The 18,948-nt window shown below is 72.6% G+C and carries 15 protein-coding genes and 1 tRNA gene; 11 read left to right on the top strand and 5 right to left on the bottom strand.

From position 1 onward, the window contains the following. Window positions 1-74: 74 nt before the first annotated feature. A complete protein-coding gene (locus tag ABTY56_RS05935) occupies window positions 75-1,073 on the top strand; it encodes a sigma-70 family RNA polymerase sigma factor (RefSeq protein ID WP_350626924.1) in 999 nt (332 codons plus the stop codon). A gap of 133 nt (window positions 1,074-1,206) precedes the next feature. Here the strand turns inward: ABTY56_RS05935 and mug are convergent, their stop codons facing one another. The 4 genes from mug to ABTY56_RS05915 all read right to left on the bottom strand — a co-directional run bounded on the left by mug (window position 1,207) and on the right by ABTY56_RS05915 (window position 5,477). After that, window positions 1,207-1,785, bottom strand: coding sequence for a G/U mismatch-specific DNA glycosylase (gene mug, locus ABTY56_RS05930; RefSeq protein WP_350626980.1), 579 nt, complete (start codon window positions 1,783-1,785; stop codon window positions 1,207-1,209). Window positions 1,786-1,799: 14 nt separating this feature from the next. Continuing rightward, entirely contained in the window at window positions 1,800-2,720 is a 921-nt protein-coding gene (locus tag ABTY56_RS05925; protein ID WP_350626922.1) for a phosphatase PAP2 family protein, read from the bottom strand. A gap of 190 nt (window positions 2,721-2,910) precedes the next feature. After that, window positions 2,911-3,990, bottom strand: coding sequence for a M24 family metallopeptidase (locus tag ABTY56_RS05920; RefSeq protein WP_350626978.1), 1,080 nt, complete (start codon window positions 3,988-3,990; stop codon window positions 2,911-2,913). Window positions 3,991-4,088: 98 nt separating this feature from the next. Continuing rightward, window positions 4,089-5,477, bottom strand: a complete 1,389-nt coding sequence (locus ABTY56_RS05915) for a dipeptidase (protein ID WP_350626920.1) — start codon at window positions 5,475-5,477, stop codon at window positions 4,089-4,091. Window positions 5,478-6,212: 735 nt separating this feature from the next. Here ABTY56_RS05915 and ABTY56_RS05910 point away from each other — a divergent pair. Together ABTY56_RS05910 and ABTY56_RS05905 are read left to right on the top strand one after the other, a co-directional pair. Next, entirely contained in the window at window positions 6,213-6,701 is a 489-nt protein-coding gene (locus tag ABTY56_RS05910; RefSeq protein ID WP_350626918.1) for a hypothetical protein, read from the top strand. Window positions 6,702-6,807: 106 nt separating this feature from the next. Continuing rightward, complete coding sequence (locus tag ABTY56_RS05905; protein WP_350626916.1) at window positions 6,808-7,437, top strand: hypothetical protein; 630 nt, start codon at window positions 6,808-6,810, stop codon at window positions 7,435-7,437. 124 nt (window positions 7,438-7,561) lie between these two features. Here ABTY56_RS05905 and ABTY56_RS05900 read toward each other — a convergent pair whose 3' ends face one another. Beyond that, window positions 7,562-8,050 carry a YajQ family cyclic di-GMP-binding protein gene (locus tag ABTY56_RS05900; RefSeq protein ID WP_350626914.1) on the bottom strand — a complete coding sequence of 163 codons (489 nt, stop codon included), beginning with the start codon at window positions 8,048-8,050 and terminating at the stop codon, window positions 7,562-7,564. A gap of 217 nt (window positions 8,051-8,267) precedes the next feature. On the opposite strand from ABTY56_RS05900, the gene ABTY56_RS05895 reads away from it, so the two are divergent. The 8 genes from ABTY56_RS05895 (at window position 8,268) to ABTY56_RS05860 (ending at window position 18,855) form a co-directional block, all read left to right on the top strand. Further along, window positions 8,268-8,348, top strand: a tRNA-Tyr gene (locus ABTY56_RS05895). Between the two features lie 359 nt (window positions 8,349-8,707). Further along, a complete protein-coding gene (locus ABTY56_RS05890; protein WP_350626912.1) occupies window positions 8,708-10,537 on the top strand; it encodes an APC family permease in 1,830 nt (609 codons plus the stop codon). A gap of 411 nt (window positions 10,538-10,948) precedes the next feature. After that, window positions 10,949-11,038 (top strand): K(+)-transporting ATPase subunit F, encoded by a 90-nt coding sequence (gene kdpF / locus ABTY56_RS05885; RefSeq protein ID WP_350626910.1) that lies wholly within the window; start codon window positions 10,949-10,951, stop codon window positions 11,036-11,038. A gap of 1 nt (window position 11,039) precedes the next feature. Beyond that, window positions 11,040-12,704: a potassium-transporting ATPase subunit KdpA gene (gene kdpA, locus ABTY56_RS05880; RefSeq protein WP_350626908.1), complete on the top strand. Its 1,665-nt coding sequence runs from the start codon at window positions 11,040-11,042 to the stop codon at window positions 12,702-12,704. Further along, window positions 12,704-14,836: a potassium-transporting ATPase subunit KdpB gene (gene kdpB, locus ABTY56_RS05875; RefSeq protein WP_350626906.1), complete on the top strand. Its 2,133-nt coding sequence runs from the start codon at window positions 12,704-12,706 to the stop codon at window positions 14,834-14,836. Before kdpA ends, kdpB begins: the two co-directional genes overlap by 1 nt. A 17-nt stretch (window positions 14,837-14,853) precedes the next feature. Then, window positions 14,854-15,489 carry a potassium-transporting ATPase subunit KdpC gene (gene kdpC / locus ABTY56_RS05870; protein ID WP_350626904.1) on the top strand — a complete coding sequence of 212 codons (636 nt, stop codon included), beginning with the start codon at window positions 14,854-14,856 and terminating at the stop codon, window positions 15,487-15,489. Window positions 15,490-15,614: 125 nt separating this feature from the next. After that, window positions 15,615-18,188: an ATP-binding protein gene (locus ABTY56_RS05865; RefSeq protein ID WP_350626902.1), complete on the top strand. Its 2,574-nt coding sequence runs from the start codon at window positions 15,615-15,617 to the stop codon at window positions 18,186-18,188. Further along, a complete protein-coding gene (locus ABTY56_RS05860; protein ID WP_350626900.1) occupies window positions 18,181-18,855 on the top strand; it encodes a response regulator in 675 nt (224 codons plus the stop codon). The genes ABTY56_RS05865 and ABTY56_RS05860 overlap by 8 nt, the downstream gene beginning before the upstream one ends. Window positions 18,856-18,948: the final 93 nt, after the last annotated feature.

Genomic DNA, 18,948 nt, shown 5'->3' with positions numbered 1-18,948 from the left:
GGCGTTCTCCTGGTCACCTCGGGGGCGGACGGATCGTCATAGCGGTGACGGATCGGGCCGAGGAAAGGTGACCGATGGACCGGGACGGGATGGTCGGAGCGACGCCCGAGGGGGCACCGCCCGAGGGAGCGACCCCTGGGGGAGCACCGCCCGAGGCGACGATCGGGGGAGCGACCCCCGAGGGGACGACCGCCGGCGGGGCGACGCCCGAGGGGACGGCGGCGCGGTTCGAGGCCGAGCGCGGGCGGCTGCGGGCGGTCGCCCAGCGGATGCTCGGGTCGACCGGTGAGGCCGAGGACGCCGTGCAGGAGGCCTGGCTGCGGCTGGTCCGGACCGACCCGGCGGAGATCGACAACCTGCCCGGCTGGCTGACCACCGTGGTCTCCCGGATCTGCCTGGACCTGCTGCGGGCCCGTGCCGCGCGCCGCGAGGAGCCGACCGGCGAGGCGCTGCCGGACGCGGCGGGCGGCGGCGCGGATCCGGAGCGGGAGGCGCTGCTGGTCGAGTCGGTGGGCCGGGCGCTGCTCGTGGTGCTGGACCGGCTGGGCCCGGCCGAGCGGGTCGCCTTCGTGCTGCACGACGGCTTCGCGGTGCCCTTCGAACAGATCGCGCCGATCGTCGGACGGACGCCGGTCGCCGCCAAGAAGCTGGCCAGCCGTGCCCGGCAGCGGGTGCGGGGCACGGCCGCGCTGCCCCCGGGGCCGCTGGCCGGGCACCGGCGGGTGGTGGAGGCCTTCCTGGCCGCGGCCCGCGACGGGGACCTGGCCGGGCTGCTCGCCGTCCTCGCCCCGGACGTGGTGCGCCGGGCGGACCCGGCCGCGCTGCCGCCCGGCCGCTCCCCGGTGGCCCGGGGCGCGGCGACGGTCGCCCGGGAGACCACCGTCCTCGGCCGCCGGGCCCGCCACGGTGCGGTGGCCCTGGTGGACGGGGCGCCCGGCATCCTGATCGCGCCGGGCGGGCGGCTGTGGCTGGTGCTGAGGGTGGCGGTGGCGGACGGCCGGGTGGCCGGTTACGAGGTGGTCGCCGATCCGGCCCGGCTCGCCGCCCTCGACCTGGCCGTGCTGCCGGGGTGACCTCCAAGGCCGGCCAACGGTCCGGCCGCTGGTCGGGTCGTCGAACGGCTCAGTCGGCGATCCGGACCGGCGTCCTGCCGGTGTCGGCGTCGACGCCGGTTCGCCCGTCGGCGGCTCGGTCCTCGGTGACGACTCAGCCCTCGGTGGCGGCTCGGTCCTCGTCGGCCGGGCCGCCGTCGACCGCCTCCCGGAGCTTGCGGAACTCCCCGGCCAGCGCGTCCAGGGTGTAGTGCGCGTTGAGGCCGCTGGGGTTGGGCAGCACCCACACCTCGGTGTCGCCGATGCCCTCGTCCTGGCGCCCGATCGCGGCCCGCCGGTGCCCGAAGGCCGTCCGGTAGGCGCCGATGCCGAGGACGGCCAGCACCCGCGGGCGCAGCCGCAGCACCCGGTCACGCAGCGCGGCGCCTCCCTCGCGCAGCTCCTCGGCGGTGAGCTCGTCCGCCTTGGCGGTGGTGCGCGGGGCGACGTTGGTGATGCCAAGGCCGAGCGCGAGCAGCTGCTCCTGCTCGTCCGGCCGGTACTGGCGCCGGGTGAAGCCGGAACGGTGCAGCGCGGGCCAGAAGCGGTTGCCGGGCCGGGCGAAGTGGTGCCCGGTGGCGCCGGACCACAGGCCCGGGTTGATGCCGCAGAACAGCACCCGCAGCCCCGGCCCGGTGACGTCCGGGATGGTGGTGTCCTCGGCGGCCAGCAGCTGTTCGGCGGTGGGCTTCATCGGCGGGTGCGGCTTCACCCGGCCAAGTCTGCCGTGCCCTGCGCCGGTGCCGTGCGGCGGCTGCGCAGCCACCGCAGGCCGAACACCACCACGGCCGCGTACGCCCAGCCGACGAACACGTCGATGATGAAGTGCTCCGCGCCGTAGACCAGGGTGAACGTCATCGCGAGCGGGTAGGCGACCAGGACCGCCCGCAGCCAGGGCCGGGCGGTGGGCCAGAAGAAGAACAGCAGCATCGCCGGGTAGGCGGAGTGCAGCGAGGGCATCGCGGCGACGTCGTTGGCGAACTGGCTGCCGTTCTCCAGCAGCGAGTCGGCCTGCGGCAGCCCGCTCACCGAGATCACCTCCCAGACCACCCGGGACACCTGCGGCAGGTTGCCCTCCTGGGCGACCAGCCACGGCGGGTCGGCCGGGTAGAGCAGGTAGGTGGCGAAGCCCGCGAAGGTGAGCGTCAGGTAGCAGGCGAGCAGCTGTCGGAACCGGTGGTGCGCGCGTCGCCAGAGCACCGCGAGCAGCAGGAAGACCACGAAGAAGTGCGAGAGGTAGACGCCCACCGCCGCGTAGTCGTACCAGTGCGGCGAGCCGGGGGTGTACAGGGCGTGCTGGAGCCGGACCGTCCAGGTCTCGCCGAAGCCGAGCACCTCGTCGAAGCGCAGCTGCGGCAGCCAGTGCGGGGCCCACGGGGTGTGCGCGCCGTAGCCGCGCAGCAGGGAGTACGTCCAGACCACGGCCATCACCGGCACCCAGTCGCGCAGGACGAGGAGGAAGCCGCGGCGGCCGTGCCCGCTGTGCACGGCACCGGTGAGCAGGGCGCCGATCAGCCAGAGGAACAGCACGTCGTTGGCCGCCGGGATGCCCTCCTCGCTCAGGAACCAGAGGAGGCCGGTCAGGTAGAGCGGCCAGGCCAGGAAGCGGAGTCTCGACCAGCCCGTCACGCGGGGGCGGGGTCGAGACACCGGGCGCGGTCGCCCGGTCCGCACGGGGGGCGGGGCCGGGGGGAGGGTCTTGGTCATGCGCACCGAAACTAGCAATCGAAACTTGGAGGACTCTGGATGAAATATGACCAGATCGTAAGAACGTCGGATCCGGTCGGCGCCGTTGTCGGCGTCGTCCTGGGCATCGCGTTCACGCCACGATGCCCAGCTCGTGCGGGGTGTTGTTGAAGCGGCGGCCGCCGGTCGCGGTGACGGTGACGATGTCCTCGATCCGCACCCCGAACCGGCCGGGCAGGTAGATCCCGGGCTCGATCGAGAAGCACATCCCGGGCACCAGCGGCCGTTCCTCGCCCTCGACCAGGTACGGCGGTTCGTGCGTGGTGGTGCCGATGCCGTGGCCGGTGCGGTGGATGAAGTACTCACCGTAGCCGCCCCCGGTGATCACACGCCGGGCGATCCGGTCGATCTCCTGGCAGCTGACGCCGGGGCGGACCGCCTCGAAGGCGGTCTGCTGGGCGAGCCGGACCAGGTCGTGCACCTTCCGTACCTCGGCCGGGACGTCCGCGCCGACGTGCACCGTCCGCGTGGTGTCGGAGCCGTAGCCGTCCTTGAGGCCACCGAAGTCCAGCACCACGGTGTCACCCGTTCGGATGACCCGGTCACCGGCCTCGTGGTGCGGGTCGGCGCCGTTGGGGCCCGAGCCGACCACGGTGAAGTCCACCTGGCTGTGCCCGTACTGGATGAGCAGCCCGCCGAGATCGGCGGCCACGTCGGTCTCCCGGCGGCCGGCGAAGGTGACCTCCAGGATCCCGCGGTAGGCGGCGTCCGCGGCGCCGCCGGCCGCGGCCAGGCGCTCCAGCTCCTCGTCGTCCTTGACCGCGCGCAGCATCGGCAGGGTCTCGGTGAGCGAGGCGAACGAGGCGCCGGGAAGCGCCGCCTGGAAGCCGAGCAGGTGCATCGCCCAGGCGTTGTCGGAGACGCCGTAGCGCCCGGTGGGGTCGAGCAGCGGGCCGGCGGTGGCGAACGGGTCCTCGCCGTCGGACCAGTCGAGCATCCGGACGGCCTCGGCGCCGACCGCCTTCTCGGCGTCCGGGCGCTCCAACCTCGGGACGACCAGGACGGGTTCGCGCCCGGCGGTGAGGACGAGCGCGGTCAGCCGCTCGGTGATCGCGGTGGGCGTGTAGCCGCACAGGTAGGCGAGGTCCGGGCCGGGGGCGACGACCAGGCCGGCCAGTCCGACGGCGGCCGCCTCGGCGGCGGCCCGGGTCATCCGGGCGGTGTGGTCCTCGACGGTGAAGGGTCGGGGCACGGCGGTTCCTCCTCGGGGGCGGACGGTCGCTGCTGGGACTCCATCGTCCTCGAATTACCTCAGCGCCTCCCCGAGTCGGCGAAGTGCCGCAGGAACAGCGCCTCGACGTGGGCCATGTGCGCGATCTCGCCCGGGTCGACGCTCTCGTTCGGCGCGTGGATCAGGCAGCGCGGCTCCTCGACGCCCATCAGGATGATCTCCGCGTCGGGGTAGGTGGCGGCGAGGACGTTGCAGAGCGGGATCGAGCCGCCCTGGCCGAGGAAGGACATCGGTGCGCCGTAGACCTCCCGCATCGCCCGGTCGAGCGCGGCGTAGGCGGGCCCACCGGTAGCGGCCCGGAACGGCGAGCCGGCGCCCTCCCGTTCGACGTCCACCAGCACGCCCCAGGGCGCGGCGGCCTCCAGGTGTGCGATCAGCGCGTCCTGGGCGGCGCGGGCCTCGGCGCCGGGCGGCACCCGCAGGCTCACCCGGGCCCGCGCGGTGGCCGGGACGGCGGCGGCCGAGCCGACCACGGGCGGGCAGTCGATGCCGAGCACGGTGACGGCGGGGCGGGCCCAGAGCCGGTCGGCGACCGTGCCGGAGCCGGTCAGCCGGACGCCGTCCAGGACGCCGGCGTCGGCGCGGAACGCGGTCTCGTCATAGCCGACGCCGCTCCACGTCCCGGTGTGGTCCAGCCCGTCGATCCGGGTGCCGCCGTCGGCGTCGCGCAGCGAGTCGAGCATCCGGATCAGCGCGGCGAGGGCGTCCGGGGCGGGGCCGCCGAACATGCCGGAGTGCAGGTCGCCCGCGAGCGCCCGTACGGTGACCACCACGTTGGTGACCCCGCGCAGCGAGGTGGTGGCGGTCGGGACGCCGACGGCCGCGTTGCCGGTGTCGCAGATCAGCAGGGCGTCCGCGTGCAACTCCCCGGCGTGCGGCGGCAGGTACTGCTCCAGACCGCCGGTGCCCTGTTCCTCGGACCCCTCGACCACCAGCTTGAGGCCGACCGGCACGTCCCCGCCGAGCGCGCGCAGCGCGGTGAGGTGCATGACGATGTTGCCCTTGCAGTCGGCGGCGCCGCGCCCGTACCAGCGGCCGTCGCGCTCGGTCAGCGCGAACGGCGGGGACTCCCAGGCGGCTTCGTCCAGCGGGGGTTGGACGTCGTAGTGGCTGTAGAGCAGCACGGTCGGGGCACCGGGCGGCGGCGGGCGGTGGCCGATCACGGCGTGGCTGCCGTCCGGGGTCTCCTCCAGGTGGACGTCGCGCAGGCCGGCCTCGGTGAAGGCGGCGGCGACCCACTCGGCGGCCTGGCGGCACTTCTCCGGTGGGTACTGCCGGGGGTCGGCGACCGACGGGATGGCCACCAGCTCGGCCAGGTCGGTCTGCGCGCGGGGCATCAACCCGGCGATCCGGCGGGCGAGTTCGTCGCTGTCGTCGCTGCTCGTGCCCGCGTTCGCGGTGTCGGTCATGCGGAGGCTCCCTGGATTTCGGCTGGGGACGGTGTCGCCATCGGGCCCGGTGGCCACGCAGGATCGCCCCGGGGCCGCGCGGTCCGTACGCCCGCTGCGCCGCCGGTCCGGCCGCCGTGGCCGTGGCTGTGGTCGCGTCCGTGGCAGCGTCCGTGGTCGTGCCGGGAGAGCGCCGACTCGGCTTGCGCGGCGGGCGGAAGGGGTGCACGAGCGGGCCGCCCGGCCGCGGGGAGGAGGCGGAGGAGGATGCAGGCCGGGCCGTGGACCGCTGCTGCAGAGGCGGAGCGCAGGTCGGCCACCGAACCGGCCACCGAACCGGTCGCCACCAGGGCGAGCACCACCCAGGACGTCGCGTCCGTGGAACTCATCCGATCCTCCTCCGGTACGGCTCCGGTCGATCGCGGTCGACTGCGGTTGGAAGCGATCGCCCATGCCCGGCCGCAGGAGACTGCAGCCGGCGTGGGCCGGTTGCGACCGGCGTCGGCCGGTGGCGCGGGAGTCGGGGGGAATGGCCCCGGGGCGGGCCGCACCCGGCCAGTCCATCCGGATGCCGGGGCTGCCGCATGCGGCACGCACCCGAGTGGGTGACCGAGTGGGTGGCCGGCCACGGGCGGCGGCGCGTTCGCGCCCGCGGCCCGGTGCTTGACGGTGCTCAGTCTGCTCTACGGTCTCCGACCGGGCACGGAATCATAAATTCCGGGCCGACTGTCGGTGCGGTGGGACACCATGACCGGCATGTCCTACGAACTCCAGGCGCTGATAGGAACATTGGAGCTGCTCAGGGTGGCAGCCGCGGAGGTTCCGGCGGCCCGGGTGGTGGCGCTGGCGCAGGGGATGGCGCTGATCCCGGTCACCTCCGGCGTCCTTGCCGCGCTCCAGGGCGACGGCAGCGTGCTGAAGCCCGTCGGCGGATCCGGGTTCGGCTGGCACTCGGACGGCTTCGAACTCCGGCTGGCCGCCTGGTCGAAGGCCGGCCCGATCGCCTGCGTCGAGGCCGAGTACTACGGCGGCAGCGGCACCCAGCGCGCCGTGGTCTGGGAGAACGGCCGGATCGTCCTCGGCCCGCTCGCCGTCGGCGAGTTCGAGCCCGCGCCGACCGACACGCCGATCTCCCTCGCCCTGCGGCGCATCGGCGTGCGCACCGAGGAGGGCCGGGTCGACGAGTTCGACTCGGTCGGCCTGGGCGCGTACCGCAGCACCGGAGGCTGGGCCGGGATCGACTGAGCCGTCACGCACCGTTCGGCGTACGTGCGGTGGCTGCGTCCGGAGGACTGCCCGACCGTGTGATCAGGCGATCTCGCCTGATCCACGGTGAGAGGAAGCAGTACCCATGCGTGCCACCCGGATGGCCGTCGTGCTGACCGCAGCGTTTGCGCTGACCACTGTCGCCACGTCGTCCGCCACCGCCGCCGGCAACGGAGCCGCGGCCGCCCGTACCACCGTCCCCGGCCCGGTCATGCCCGCCGTGCCCGTCCTGTCCGCGCTGTCCGTCTCCCCCGTGACGGTCCCGGCCCCGCCGACCACGCTCCCGGCCTCCGAACCGGCGGTCCCCGTCACGTCGGAAGTCCCCGTCGCGTCGGAGGTCCCCGACCTCCCGGCCCTCCCCGCCGGATCGGATCCGAGCGCGGCCCTCGGGGCGGTGGACGACATCGCCAAGCTGGTCACCGACCTGCTCTCGACGGTGAGCTCCGCGGTCCCCGACCTCGGAGCCCTCCAGCAGCTCATCGCCGCCCTCCAGGCCGTCCTGCAGGGCCTGATCGGGCAGCTCCCGGCCCTCCCGCCGCTCCCGGCCCTCCCACCGCTCCCGGCCCTCCCGCCGTCGCCCGCCCCGGCGCCGTCCAGGCACCCCGGCACCGCCGCGACCTCCGCGGCCACCGTGCACCAGCAGCTCGACGCCCTCAGGGCCCGGGCCCAGGCCCTGACCGTGGCGGCGGCCCGCACCCACCCCGTCGCCGGCTGACCACCGGCGACGCGAACGGCCCCGCTCCCGAACCCGGGAGCGGGGCCGTGCCGTTCGTCCCGTCGGCCGGAGGCCGACGGCGGACCACGATCGGGCGTGGTCCGTGGTCAGGCGTGGTCCGCGATCAGCGGTAGTTCACGTACTGGATCGCGAAGTCCAGGTCCTTGCCCTTGAGCAGGGCCTGCACGGTCTGGAGGTCGTCGCGGCTCTTCGAGCTGACGCGCAGCTCGTCGCCCTGGACCTGGGCCTTGACGCCCTTCGGGCCCTCGTCACGGATGATCTTCGCGACCTTCTTCGCGTCCTCCGTGGTGATGCCCTCCTTGACGTTGGCGAAGATCTTGTACTCCTTGCCGGAGAGCTGCGGCTCGGCGGCGTCCAGAGCCTTCAGCGACAGGCCGCGCTTGACGAACTTCGTCTGCAGCACGTCGAGGATGGCGCGCACGCGCTCCTCGCCGTTGGCCTTCATCTCGATCTTTTCGCCGGAGCGGCTGATCTCGCCGCCCACGCCCTTGAAGTCGAAGCGCGTCGCGATCTCACGGGAGGTCTGGTTGATCGCGTTGTCGACCTCCTGCCACTCGACCTTCGAGACGATGTCGAAACTGGAGTCGGCCATGGGTGTTGGTCTCCTTGATGCTCTGGCTGCACTGGCACGGCCCGCCCCACCGGGCGCCCGCCGTCCCAGCCTATCCAGCGCCGCCCCGCCCTCGCCCGCGACGACCGCACGGCGCTCCATGATCGTCGCGTGATCCATCGAGTGGCGAAGCACCCCCCGGCATCAGGTATGGTTTACCAAGTCGAACGGGGCGAACACCCCCGGGGGACAAGATCCTGGCTGGTTGCCCGAGCGGCCAAAGGGAGCAGACTGTAAATCTGTCGCGCAAGCTACGCAGGTTCGAACCCTGCACCAGCCACAGGATAGAAAACAGCCCCTGATCTGCGGAAACGCAGATCAGGGGCTGTTTTGTTTTTCCCGCGCCCCGGTCGCGCGGGCGGGCGCACTTATTGCACATTGCTTGCAATTACGTTCACCAGGCAGCAGAGTGGGGAGCCGGGGGTGGGAGTCCTTCGAGCTGATCGTCTTCCCAACCGGCGCCCGCCGGGACAACGGCTCACCCCACCCCCGCCAACAGCCCCTCGGGCAGGACGGCCGGCGCGTCAAGGGCCCGTCAGAGCCGCTCGTGGCCGCGTCAGGAACGCGTAGGGGCCAGGGGAGGGCCGGGCACGCGGACCGCAGGATCGGAGCAACTACCGACCGCGGAGGTTCCGTCCGATGTCCAGCGCCACCACGACCCCGGCCGTCAGGGCCGACGAGCCGCCCGGTACCGGCGCCGGCGACGAGCGGCACCGGCTCAGCGCGCTCGGCGGACTGGCGGCGCTCTCGCTGGACGCCATGGCCTCGGTCGCGTACGGGCCGGAGTCGATCGTCCTGGTGCTGGCCGCCGCCGGCGGGTACGGGTTGGGCTTCACGCTGCCGGTCACGGCGGCGATCGCGGTGCTGCTGGCGGTGCTGGTCGCCTCCTACCGGCAGGTGATCGCGGCGTTCCCGGACGGCGGCGGCTCCTACGCGGTCGCCAAGGCGCACCTGGGCCGCCGGACGGCGCTGACCGCGGCCGCCTCGCTGGTGATCGACTACATCCTGAACGTGGCGGTCTCGGTCACCGCCGGCGTGGCCGCGCTGACGTCGGCCGTACCGGGCCTGTACGACCGGCGGGTCTGGCTCTGCCTGGGCGTGCTCGCGCTGGTCACCGCGGTGAACCTGCGCGGGATCGCCGAGTCGGCGCGCTGGTTCATGGTGCCGACGGCCGTCTTCGTCCTCTCCGTCATGGCCGTCATCGTGGTCGGCCTGTTCCGGGACGGCCCGGCGAGCGCCGCGGCCGCCGCCGGGCATGCCTCGGTGCTCGCCGAGAACGCCACCGCCGTCGGCGCGCTGCTGCTGCTCAAGGCCTTCGCGGCCGGGTGCTCCGCGCTGACCGGCGTTGAGGCGGTGGCCAACGCCGTCCCCTCCTTCCGCATCCCGCGGGTCAGGCGCGCGCAGCACACCGAGGTCGCGCTCGGCGCGCTGCTCGGTGTGATGCTGATCGGACTGGCCGTGCTGATCGGGCGCTTCCACCTCCAGCCGGTCGAGGGCGTCACGGTGCTGGCCCAGCTCGCCGACGCCTCGCTCGGCCACGGCATCGGCTTCTACGTCGTCCAGTCCGCCACCGTGGTTCTGCTCGGCCTGGCCGCCAACACCTCTTTCGGCGGACTGCCGGTGCTGCTCGACCTGCTCGCCCGGGACAACCACCTCCCGCACGTGTTCGCGCTGCGCGCCGACCGCCAGGTGTACCGGTACGGCGTGCTGTTCCTGGCCGTGGTGTCGGCGGTGCTGCTGGTCTGCTCCGGCGGGGACGTCAACAGCCTGGTGCCGCTGTTCTCGATCGGTGTGTTCGTCGGCTTCACCATCTGCCAGGTCGGCATGGTCCGGCACTGGTTCCTGCACCGGCCGGCCGGCTGGCGGTGGAAGGCCGCGCTGAACGGCTTCGGTGCGCTGCTCACCGGTGTCGCCACGCTGGTCGTCACCGGCACCAAGTTCACCGAGGGGGCCTGGGGCATCGTGGTGGCCCTGCCGCTGCTGGTGGTGCTGTTCGAGGCGATCCACCGCAGTTACGGGCGGATCGGCGAGCGGCTGGAGCTGGGCCGGGTGCCCGGCCCGGTGACCCGGCAGCGCAGCCTGGTCGTCGTCCCGGTCACGGCGATCACCCGGCTCACCAGGGACGGCCTGTCGGCCGCGCTCTCGCTCGGCGACGAGGTCATGGCGGTGACCGTGGTGCTCGAACCGACCGCGGCCGAAGCGCTGCGCCGCGACTGGGAGCTGTGGCAGCCGGGCGTGCCGCTGGTGGAGATCCCGGACGACCACCGCCGGCTGGGGCGGCCGATCGCCGAGTTCGTCAACGAGCTCGGGGCGGAGCACGCCTACGACCGGCTGACCGTGCTGATCCCCGAGGTGGAGCCCGCCCACTGGTGGCAGCGGGCGCTGCAGAACCGGCGCGGCGCCGTGATCGACCGCGCCCTGCGCCGGCACACCGACGCGGTGGTCTGCCGACTGCGGATGCGGATGTGACCGGAGGGACACCCGGGCGAGGGCCTCGGACAGCAGGTGCTGTCCGGGGCCTTCACCTTTCTGCCGCTTTCCGACCGGGACGGTGCGGATCTCGGCGCGATCACGGCGGTCTCGGCGCGATCTCGAGTCTCGGCGCGATCTCGACGGTCTCGGTCCGGTGAAGCGCGCGTCAAGGTCGCGTCAACGCCGCACGGTCGTCCGTATGGAGGGCGTCAGGGCCCGATGACGCGCCCGTGACGGCTGGTTTGCTGCATCTGCCGGTCGTCCGCCGGCGCCGCGCGAGCCCCTCGGCTCCGGTCGCGGCATCTCCCGAACCACGCTGGTGGAGCCCATGTCCGATCTCATCTACGTCGGTGTCACGGTCGCCGTGTTCGCCGTCATCGCCCTGATCGCACGGGGGGTGGAGAAGCTGTGAGCGCCGAGAACATCACAGGTCTGATCGTGGCCGTCGCCCTCGTCGGCTATCTCGTCGTCGCGCTGATCTTCCCGGAGAAGTTCTGACATGAGCTCCACTCTCGCGGGCTGGATGCAGGCCCTCGCCCTCGTCGGCGCGCTGGCCCTGTGCTACCGCCCCCTTGGCGACTACATCGCCAAGCTCCTCACCACCTCCAAGCACCTCAGAGTCGAGCGCGGCATCCACAAGGTGATCGGCGTCGACGGCGACGCCGATCAGCGCTGGCCGGTGTACCTGCGTTCGGTGCTGGCCTTCTCGGCGGTCTCCGTCCTCTTCCTGTACGGCCTGATCCGCCTCCAGGGCTACCTGCTGCTGAACCTGGGCGTTCCGCAGATGGAGGGCCACCAGGCCTGGAACACCGCGATCTCGTTCGTCACCAACACCAACTGGCAGTCGTACTCGGGTGAGTCCGCGATGGGCCACCTGGTGCAGATGGCGGGCCTGGCGGTGCAGAACTTCGTGTCCGCGGCCGTCGGCATCGCCGTCGTGGCCGCGCTGATCCGCGGGTTCACCCGCAACAGGACGGACCGGCTCGGCAACTTCTGGGTCGACCTGGTCCGGATCAACCTCCGTCTGCTGCTCCCGATCGCGTTCGTCTTCGCGCTGGTGCTGGTGGCGAACGGTGTGATCCAGAACTTCCAAGGCTTCCGCGAGGTCACCAACCTCGCGGGCGACGTGCAGAGGATCCCGGGCGGTCCGGTGGCCTCGCAGGAGGTCATCAAGGAGCTGGGCACCAACGGCGGCGGCTTCTTCAACGCCAACTCGGCGCACCCGTTCGAGAACCCGACCGGGTTCACGAACTGGCTGGAGATCTTCCTGATCCTGCTGATCCCGTTCGCGCTGCCGCGGGCCTTCGGCCGGATGGTCGGCGACAACCGCCAGGGCTACGCGATCGCCGCGGTGATGGGCCTGTTCTGGGTCGCCTCGGCGGCGCTGATCACCTTCGCCGAGTCGCAGCACTCCGGCAGCGCCCTGCAGGCCGCGGGTGCGGCGATGGAGGGCAAGGAGCAGCGCTTCGGCATCGCGGCCTCCGGTCTCTTCGCCGCCTCGACGACGCTGACGTCGACCGGCGCGGTGAACTCCTTCCACGACTCGTACACGCCGTTCGGCGGCGGGCTGACGATCTTCAACATGATGCTGGGCGAGATCGCGCCCGGCGGTGTGGGTTCAGGCCTGTACGGCATGCTCGTGCTGGCGGTCGTCGCGGTGTTCGTGGCCGGGCTGATGGTCGGCCGCACCCCGGAGTACCTGGGCAAGAAGCTCGGCGGCCGGGAGATGAAGTTCGCCTCGCTGTACATCCTCACCACGCCGACCATCGTGCTGGTCGGTACGGGAGTGGCGATGGCCCTGCCGGGCGAGCGGGCCGGGATGCTCAACTCGGGCGCCCACGGCTTCTCCGAGGTGCTGTACGCCTTCACCTCCGCCGCCAACAACAACGGCTCGGCCTTCGGCGGCATCACCGTCAACACCGACTGGTACGACACCGCGTTCGGCCTGGCGATGGTCCTCGGCCGCTTCCTGCCGATCGTCTTCGTCCTGGCACTGGCCGGCTCGCTCGCCCAGCAGCAGCCGGTGCCGGCCACCCCGGGCACCCTGCCCACCCACAAGCCGCTGTTCGTGGGCCTGCTGTCCGGCGTGATCCTGATCGTCGTCGGCCTCACCTACTTCCCGGCCCTGGCCCTCGGGCCGCTCGCGGAAGGTCTCACCTCCTGATGTCCACCCCGACGCTCCACCCCGCACCGGCCGAGCAGGCCGACCAGGCCGACCAGGCCGAGCCCGCCGCACCGCACAGAGTGTCGAGCGGCCTCCTCGACCCGAAGCTGATCGTCGCGTCCCTGCCGGACGCGGTGAAGAAGCTTGACCCCCGGGTGATGATCAAGAACCCGGTGATGTTCGTGGTCGAGGTCGGCTCGGTCGTCACCACGATCTCCGCGATCGCCGACCCGTCCGTGTTCGCCTGGGCCATCACCGTGTGGCTCTGGCTCACCACGATCTTCGCCAACCTGGCTGAGGCCGTCGCCGAGGGCCGGGGCAAGGCCCAGGCCGACACCCTGCGCAAGACCAAGACCGAGAGCGTCGCCCGCCGGCTGACGAACTGGCCCGCCTCGCAGGACGAGGAGGAGGTCCCCGGGACCGCGCTCCAGCTGGGCGACCACGTCGTTGTGGAGGCCGGGCAGGTCATCCCCGGTGACGGTGACGTCGTCGAGGGCGTTGCGTCCGTGGACGAGTCGGCGATCACCGGCGAGTCCGCGCCGGTCATCCGCGAGTCCGGCGGCGACCGCTCTGCGGTGACCGGCGGCACCAAGGTGCTGTCCGACCGCATCGTGGTGAAGATCGCCTCGGAGCCCGGCAAGTCGTTCATCGACCGGATGATCGCCCTGGTCGAGGGCGCCGCCCGGCAGAAGACGCCGAACGAGATCGCGCTCAACATCCTGCTGGCCTCGCTGACCATCGTCTTCCTGGTCGCCGTGGTGACCCTGCAGCCGATGGCCACCTACGCGGGCGCCCCGCAGTCGATGATCGTCCTGGTCGCCCTGATCGTGGCGCTCATCCCGACCACCATCGGCGCGCTGCTCTCCGCGATCGGCATCGCCGGCATGGACCGCCTGGTGCAGCGCAACGTGCTGGCCATGTCCGGCCGTGCCGTCGAGGCCGCCGGCGACGTCAACACCCTGCTGCTCGACAAGACCGGCACCATCACCCTGGGCAACCGCCAGGCCGCGGAGTTCCAGCCGGCCGAGGGCGTGAGCGTCGAGGAACTCGCGAGCGCCGCGCAGCTGTCCTCCCTCGCGGACGAGACCCCCGAGGGCCGCTCGATCGTGGTCCTCGCCAAGACCGAGTACGGGCTGCGGGCCCGCGCCCAGGGCGAGTTGACGCACGCCACCTGGGTCCCGTTCACCGCCCAGACCCGGATGTCCGGCGTCGACCTGGACGAGACCGACGGCATCCACTCCGTGCGCAAGGGCGCGGCGGGTTCGGTCACCAGCTGGGTCACCGAGAACGGTGGCACGGTCGGCAAGGACATCGCCGAGCTCGTCGACGGCATCTCCGCCGCGGGTGGTACCCCACTGCTCGTCGCGTCCCGGATCGGCAGTGCGGCCCCGAAGGCCCTCGGCGTGATCTACCTCAAGGACGTGGTCAAGGAGGGCATGCGGGAGCGCTTCGACGAGCTCCGCCGGATGGGCATCAAGACCATCATGATCACGGGCGACAACCCGCTGACCGCCAAGGCGATCGCGGAGGAGGCCGGCGTGGACGACTTCCTCGCCGAGGCCACGCCCGAGGACAAGATGGCCCTGATCAAGAAGGAGCAGGAGGGCGGCAAGCTGGTCGCGATGACCGGCGACGGCACCAACGACGCCCCCGCCCTCGCCCAGGCCGACGTCGGCGTCGCGATGAACACCGGGACCATGGCGGCCAAGGAGGCCGGCAACATGGTCGACCTGGACTCCAACCCCACCAAGCTGATCGAGATCGTGGAGATCGGCAAGCAACTGCTGATCACCCGCGGTGCGCTGACCACCTTCTCGATCGCCAACGACGTGGCCAAGTACTTCGCGATCATCCCCGCGATGTTCGCCGGGGTCTACCCGGGGCTGAGCCACCTCAACATCATGGGCCTGCACAGCCCCCAGTCCGCGATCACCTCGGCGATCATCTTCAACGCCCTGGTCATCATCGGCCTGATCCCACTCGCCCTGCGCGGCGTGAAGTACCGTCCCTCGGACGCGAGTTCGCTGCTGCGCCGCAACATCGGGATCTACGGCTTCGGCGGCCTGGTGGTGCCGTTCGTCGGCATCAAGCTGATCGACCTGATCGTCCAGTTCATCCCCGGCCTGAGTTGAGAGAGGAGTCCACCGCGATGTCCAAGCCCCTGCCCGCCTCCGTGCGGACCCACTTCACCGCCCTGCGCGTGCTCCTGGTGCTGACCGTCATCCTGGGAGTCGTCTACCCGCTGCTGGTCACCGGCATCTCGCAGGTCGCCTTCAGCGACAAGGCCAACGGCTCGATCGTGAAGGCCGACGGCAAGGAGATCGGGTCCAGCCTGATCGGCCAGAACTTCAACCTGGCCAAGGTCAACCCCGACGACCCGAAGGAGGAGGCCAGGCCGGACCCGAAGTGGTTCCAGCCCCGCCCCTCCGCCGCCGGGGCCGGCTACGACGCGTCCTCGTCCGGCGCCTCGAACCAGGGCCCGAACAGCGAGGACCTGCTGAAGGCCGTCAACGACCGCCGCGCCGCCGTGGCCGCGTTCGACGGCGTCGACCCGGCGAGCGTCCCGGCCGACGCGCTGACCGCCTCCGGCTCCGGCCTCGACCCGCACATCTCGGTGGCCTACGCCAAGGAGCAGGTCGCCCGGGTCGCCAAGGAGCGCGGCCTGCCGGTCGAGAAGGTGGCCGCACTGGTCGACACGTACACCGAGAGCCGCTCGCTCGGCTTCCTCGGCAACGAGGGAGTCAACGTCGTCCTGCTCAACAGGGCGCTCGGCGAGCAGAAGTGACACCGCCTCACACGAGCGGATGACCGGGCCGGCCCGGGCGCGGGAGGACACCTCCCGCGCCCGGGTCGGCCGACCCGTGTCCGCAGACGTCCGACACCTCCGACCCGATGGAAAGAGCAGTGCCCATGGCCCGCGACCTCACCCCCGGCTCCGGCATCCGCCGCGGCCGGCTGAGGGTGTACCTCGGCTCCGCGCCGGGGGTCGGCAAGACCTACCGGATGCTGGACGAGGCCCGGCGCAGACAGGACCGCGGGTCCGACGTCGTGGTCGGGTACATCGAGTGCCACGGCAGACGCCACACCGAGGGCATGCTCGCGGGCCTGGAGGTCCTGCCGAGGGTCCACCGTTCCTACCGGGACGCCGAGTTCGAGGAGATGGACCTCGAAGCCGTGCTCGCCCGCCGCCCGTCCGTCGTCCTGGTCGACGAGCTGGCGCACACCAACATCCCCGGCGGCCGGCACGCCAAGCGCTGGCAGGACGTCGAGGAACTGCTCGCCGCCGGGATCGACGTCGTCACCACCGTGAACATCCAGCACCTGGAATCGCTGAACGACGTCGTCCAGAAGATCACCGGCATCCCGCAGCGCGAGACCGTCCCGGACGAGGTGGTCCGCCGGGCCGACCAGATCGAACTCGTCGACATGGCCCCGCAGGCGCTGCGCCGCCGGATGGCCCACGGCAACGTCTACAAGGCGGAGAAGGTGGACGCCGCACTCTCGAACTACTTCCGGGTCGGGAACCTCACCGCCCTGCGCGAACTCGCCCTGCTGTGGGTCGCCGGGCGGGTGGACGAGGGACTGCGCGACTACCGGGCGGCCCACCGCATCGACCGGGTCTGGGAGACTCGCGAGCGCGTTGTGGTCGCCCTCACCGGCGGCCCCGAAGGCGAAACGATCATCCGCCGCGCCGCCCGCATCGCGGACCGCACCGCCGGCGGCGACCTGCTGGCCGTCCACGTCACCCGCAGCGACGGCCTGGCGGGCGCCTCATCCGGCGCGCTCGCCCAGCAGCGGCTGCTGGTGGAGACCCTCGGCGGCAGCTACCACGTGGTCGTCGGCGACGACATCCCCACCGCGCTGCTCGCCTTCGCCCGCGCCCACGACGCCACCCAGCTGGTCCTCGGCACCAGTCGCCGGGGCCGGATCAACCGCTTCCTCACCGGCCCGGGCATCGGCGAGACCACCGTGGACGCCTCCGAGGACATCGACGTCCACATGGTCACCCACGAGTTCACCGGCCGCGGCCGGCTGCCCTCGCTCGGCCGCCGCCACTCCAGGCGCCGCACCGTCGTCGGCTACGCGGCCGGATTCGCCCTGCCCTGGCTGCTCACCGTCCTGCTCTCCCAGGCGCACCACCGGATCAACCTCACCACCGACGCGCTGATCTTCCAGCTCGGCGTGGTCATCGTCGCCCTGCTCGGCGGTGCCGTGTCCGCCCTGGTGGCCGCGCTCTTCGCCTCGGTGCTGCTGAACTACTACTTCATCCCGCCGATCCACAGCCTGACCATCGGCGAGACCAACAACATCGTCGCCCTGGTGGTCTTCGCCGCCATCGCGCTCACCGTCTCCACCGTCGTCGACCACGCCGGCCGGCTCACCGCCCGGGCCGCCCGGGCCACCGCCGAGGCCGAGACCCTCTCCACCCTGGCGGGCAGCGTGCTGCGCGGTGCCGACGCGCTGCCCGCCCTGCTGGAGAAGTCCCGGACGGCCTTCGGCATGCGGGCCGTCGCCCTGCTCTCCCAGTCCGACGGCGAGGTGCTCGCGCACTGCGCGGACGAGCACCCGGACGACGGCGACGGCCCGCACGAGACCACCGAGGTCCCGGTCGGCCCGGACGCCGTCCTGGTCCTCACCGGTCGCCGCCTCCCCGCCGCGGACCAGCGCGTACTCACCGCCTTCGCCGCCCACGTCGCCGCCGCCCTGGAACGCGACCGGCTCGCCGTGGTCGCCGCCGAGGTCGAACCCATCAGGGCCGCCGACCGGATGCGCACCGCCCTGCTCGCCGCCGTCAGCCACGACCTGCGCACCCCGCTCGCCGCCGCCCGCGCCTCGGTCGGCTCGCTGCGCAGCCCCGACGTCGAGTTCTCGCCCGAGGACCAGGCCGAACTGCTCGCCACCGCCGACGAGTCACTGGTCAAGCTCACCCGCCTGGTCGACAACCTGCTCGACATGAGCCGCCTCCAGGCCGGCGCGCTCACCCTGCACCTCACCGAGACCCACCTCGACGAGGTCCTGCCCCGGGCGCTCGACAGCCTCACCGACCCGTACGCGCCTATCCAGCCGCTCGACCTCGACACCGCCCCGGCGGTGCTCGCCGACCCGCCCCTGCTGGAACGCGTGCTCGCCAACGTGATCACCAACGCGCTGCGCCACAACGCCCCCGGCGCGCCCGTCCTGGTCACCGCCAGCCACCACGCCGACCAGGTCCAGGTCCGGGTGATCGACCGCGGCCCCGGCATCGCCCCCGAGGACCGCGACCGGATCTTCCTGCCCTTCCAGCGCCTCGGCGACACCGACAACACCACCGGCGTCGGCCTCGGGCTCGCCCTCTCCCGCGGCCTCGCCGAGGCCATGGGCGGCGGCCTGGAGGTCGAGGACACCCCCGGCGGCGGCACCACGATGCTGCTCACCCTGCCCGCCGCCACGGCGCACCCCGCCGTCGAGCCCGTCGCCCCCGGGGAGGAGGCGCCGCATGAGTGAGATCCTGATCGTCGACGACGAACCGGCCCTGCTGCGCACCTTGAGGATCAACCTCAGCGCCCGGCAGTACGCCGTCCGCACCGCGGCCAGCGGCGGCGAGGCGCTCGACCGCGCCGCCCACTCGCTCCCGGACGCCGTCCTGCTCGACCTCGGGCTGCCCGACCTCGACGGGATGGAGGTGCTGCGCGGCCTGCGCAGCCACAGCGCGATGCCGATCATCGTGCTCTCCGGCCGCAGCGACGCCGTGGACAAGGTCGGCGCCCTCGACGCGGGCGCCGACGACTACCTCACCAAGCCGTTCCTGATGGACGAACTGCTGGCCCGGCTGCGCGCGGTGCTGCGTCGGCCGCTGGGCGGCGTCCGGCCGGCCCGGCCGGTGATCGGCGACCACACCGTGGACCTCGCGGCCACCACGGTGAACGGCCCCAACGGCCCGGTGCGGCTCACCCCGACCGAGTGGCGGATCCTCGCCCTGCTGCTCGCCGACCCCGGTCGGCTGGTGCCCGGCCGGCAGATCCTGCGCGAGGTGTGGGGCCCGGCCCAGGAGGGGCGCGGCAACTACCTGCGGGTCTACCTCGCCGGGCTGCGCCGCAAGCTGGAGCGGGACCCGGCCCGGCCGCGGCACCTGATCACCGAGCCGGGTATCGGGTACCGGTACGTGCCCTGAGCTCGTTGTCCGACCTCGGGCGCGGCGCCGTCAACGGCCCGTCAAGAGCGGCGGGTTCGCCGACAGGGGAGCGTCAAGGGCGGCCGGGCGCGG

The organism is Kitasatospora sp. NPDC097691 (assembly GCF_040302665.1).
Classification (GTDB): Bacteria; Actinomycetota; Actinomycetes; order Streptomycetales; family Streptomycetaceae; genus Kitasatospora.
The sequence above is the reverse complement of the archived record's forward strand: the minus strand, read 5'-3'. Positions and strand labels throughout refer to the sequence as shown.

Bases quoted from the DNA above. Each gene is read 5' to 3' on its own strand.
- ABTY56_RS05860 (WP_350626900.1), top strand. From the start codon at position 18,181: ATGAGTGAGATCCTGATCGTCGACGACGAACCGGCCCTGCTGCGCACC.
- kdpC (WP_350626904.1), top strand. From the start codon at position 14,854: ATGTCCAAGCCCCTGCCCGCCTCCGTGCGGACCCACTTCACCGCCCTG.
- ABTY56_RS05920 (WP_350626978.1), bottom strand. From the start codon at position 3,990: ATGACCCGGGCCGCCGCCGAGGCGGCCGCCGTCGGACTGGCCGGCCTG.
- kdpB (WP_350626906.1), top strand. From the start codon at position 12,704: ATGTCCACCCCGACGCTCCACCCCGCACCGGCCGAGCAGGCCGACCAG.
- ABTY56_RS05915 (WP_350626920.1), bottom strand. From the start codon at position 5,477: ATGACCGACACCGCGAACGCGGGCACGAGCAGCGACGACAGCGACGAA.
- ABTY56_RS05865 (WP_350626902.1), top strand. From the start codon at position 15,615: ATGGCCCGCGACCTCACCCCCGGCTCCGGCATCCGCCGCGGCCGGCTG.
- ABTY56_RS05900 (WP_350626914.1), bottom strand. From the start codon at position 8,050: ATGGCCGACTCCAGTTTCGACATCGTCTCGAAGGTCGAGTGGCAGGAG.
- mug (WP_350626980.1), bottom strand. From the start codon at position 1,785: ATGAAGCCCACCGCCGAACAGCTGCTGGCCGCCGAGGACACCACCATC.
- ABTY56_RS05935 (WP_350626924.1), top strand. From the start codon at position 75: ATGGACCGGGACGGGATGGTCGGAGCGACGCCCGAGGGGGCACCGCCC.
- ABTY56_RS05910 (WP_350626918.1), top strand. From the start codon at position 6,213: ATGTCCTACGAACTCCAGGCGCTGATAGGAACATTGGAGCTGCTCAGG.
- ABTY56_RS05890 (WP_350626912.1), top strand. From the start codon at position 8,708: ATGTCCAGCGCCACCACGACCCCGGCCGTCAGGGCCGACGAGCCGCCC.
- ABTY56_RS05905 (WP_350626916.1), top strand. From the start codon at position 6,808: ATGCGTGCCACCCGGATGGCCGTCGTGCTGACCGCAGCGTTTGCGCTG.
- kdpA (WP_350626908.1), top strand. From the start codon at position 11,040: ATGAGCTCCACTCTCGCGGGCTGGATGCAGGCCCTCGCCCTCGTCGGC.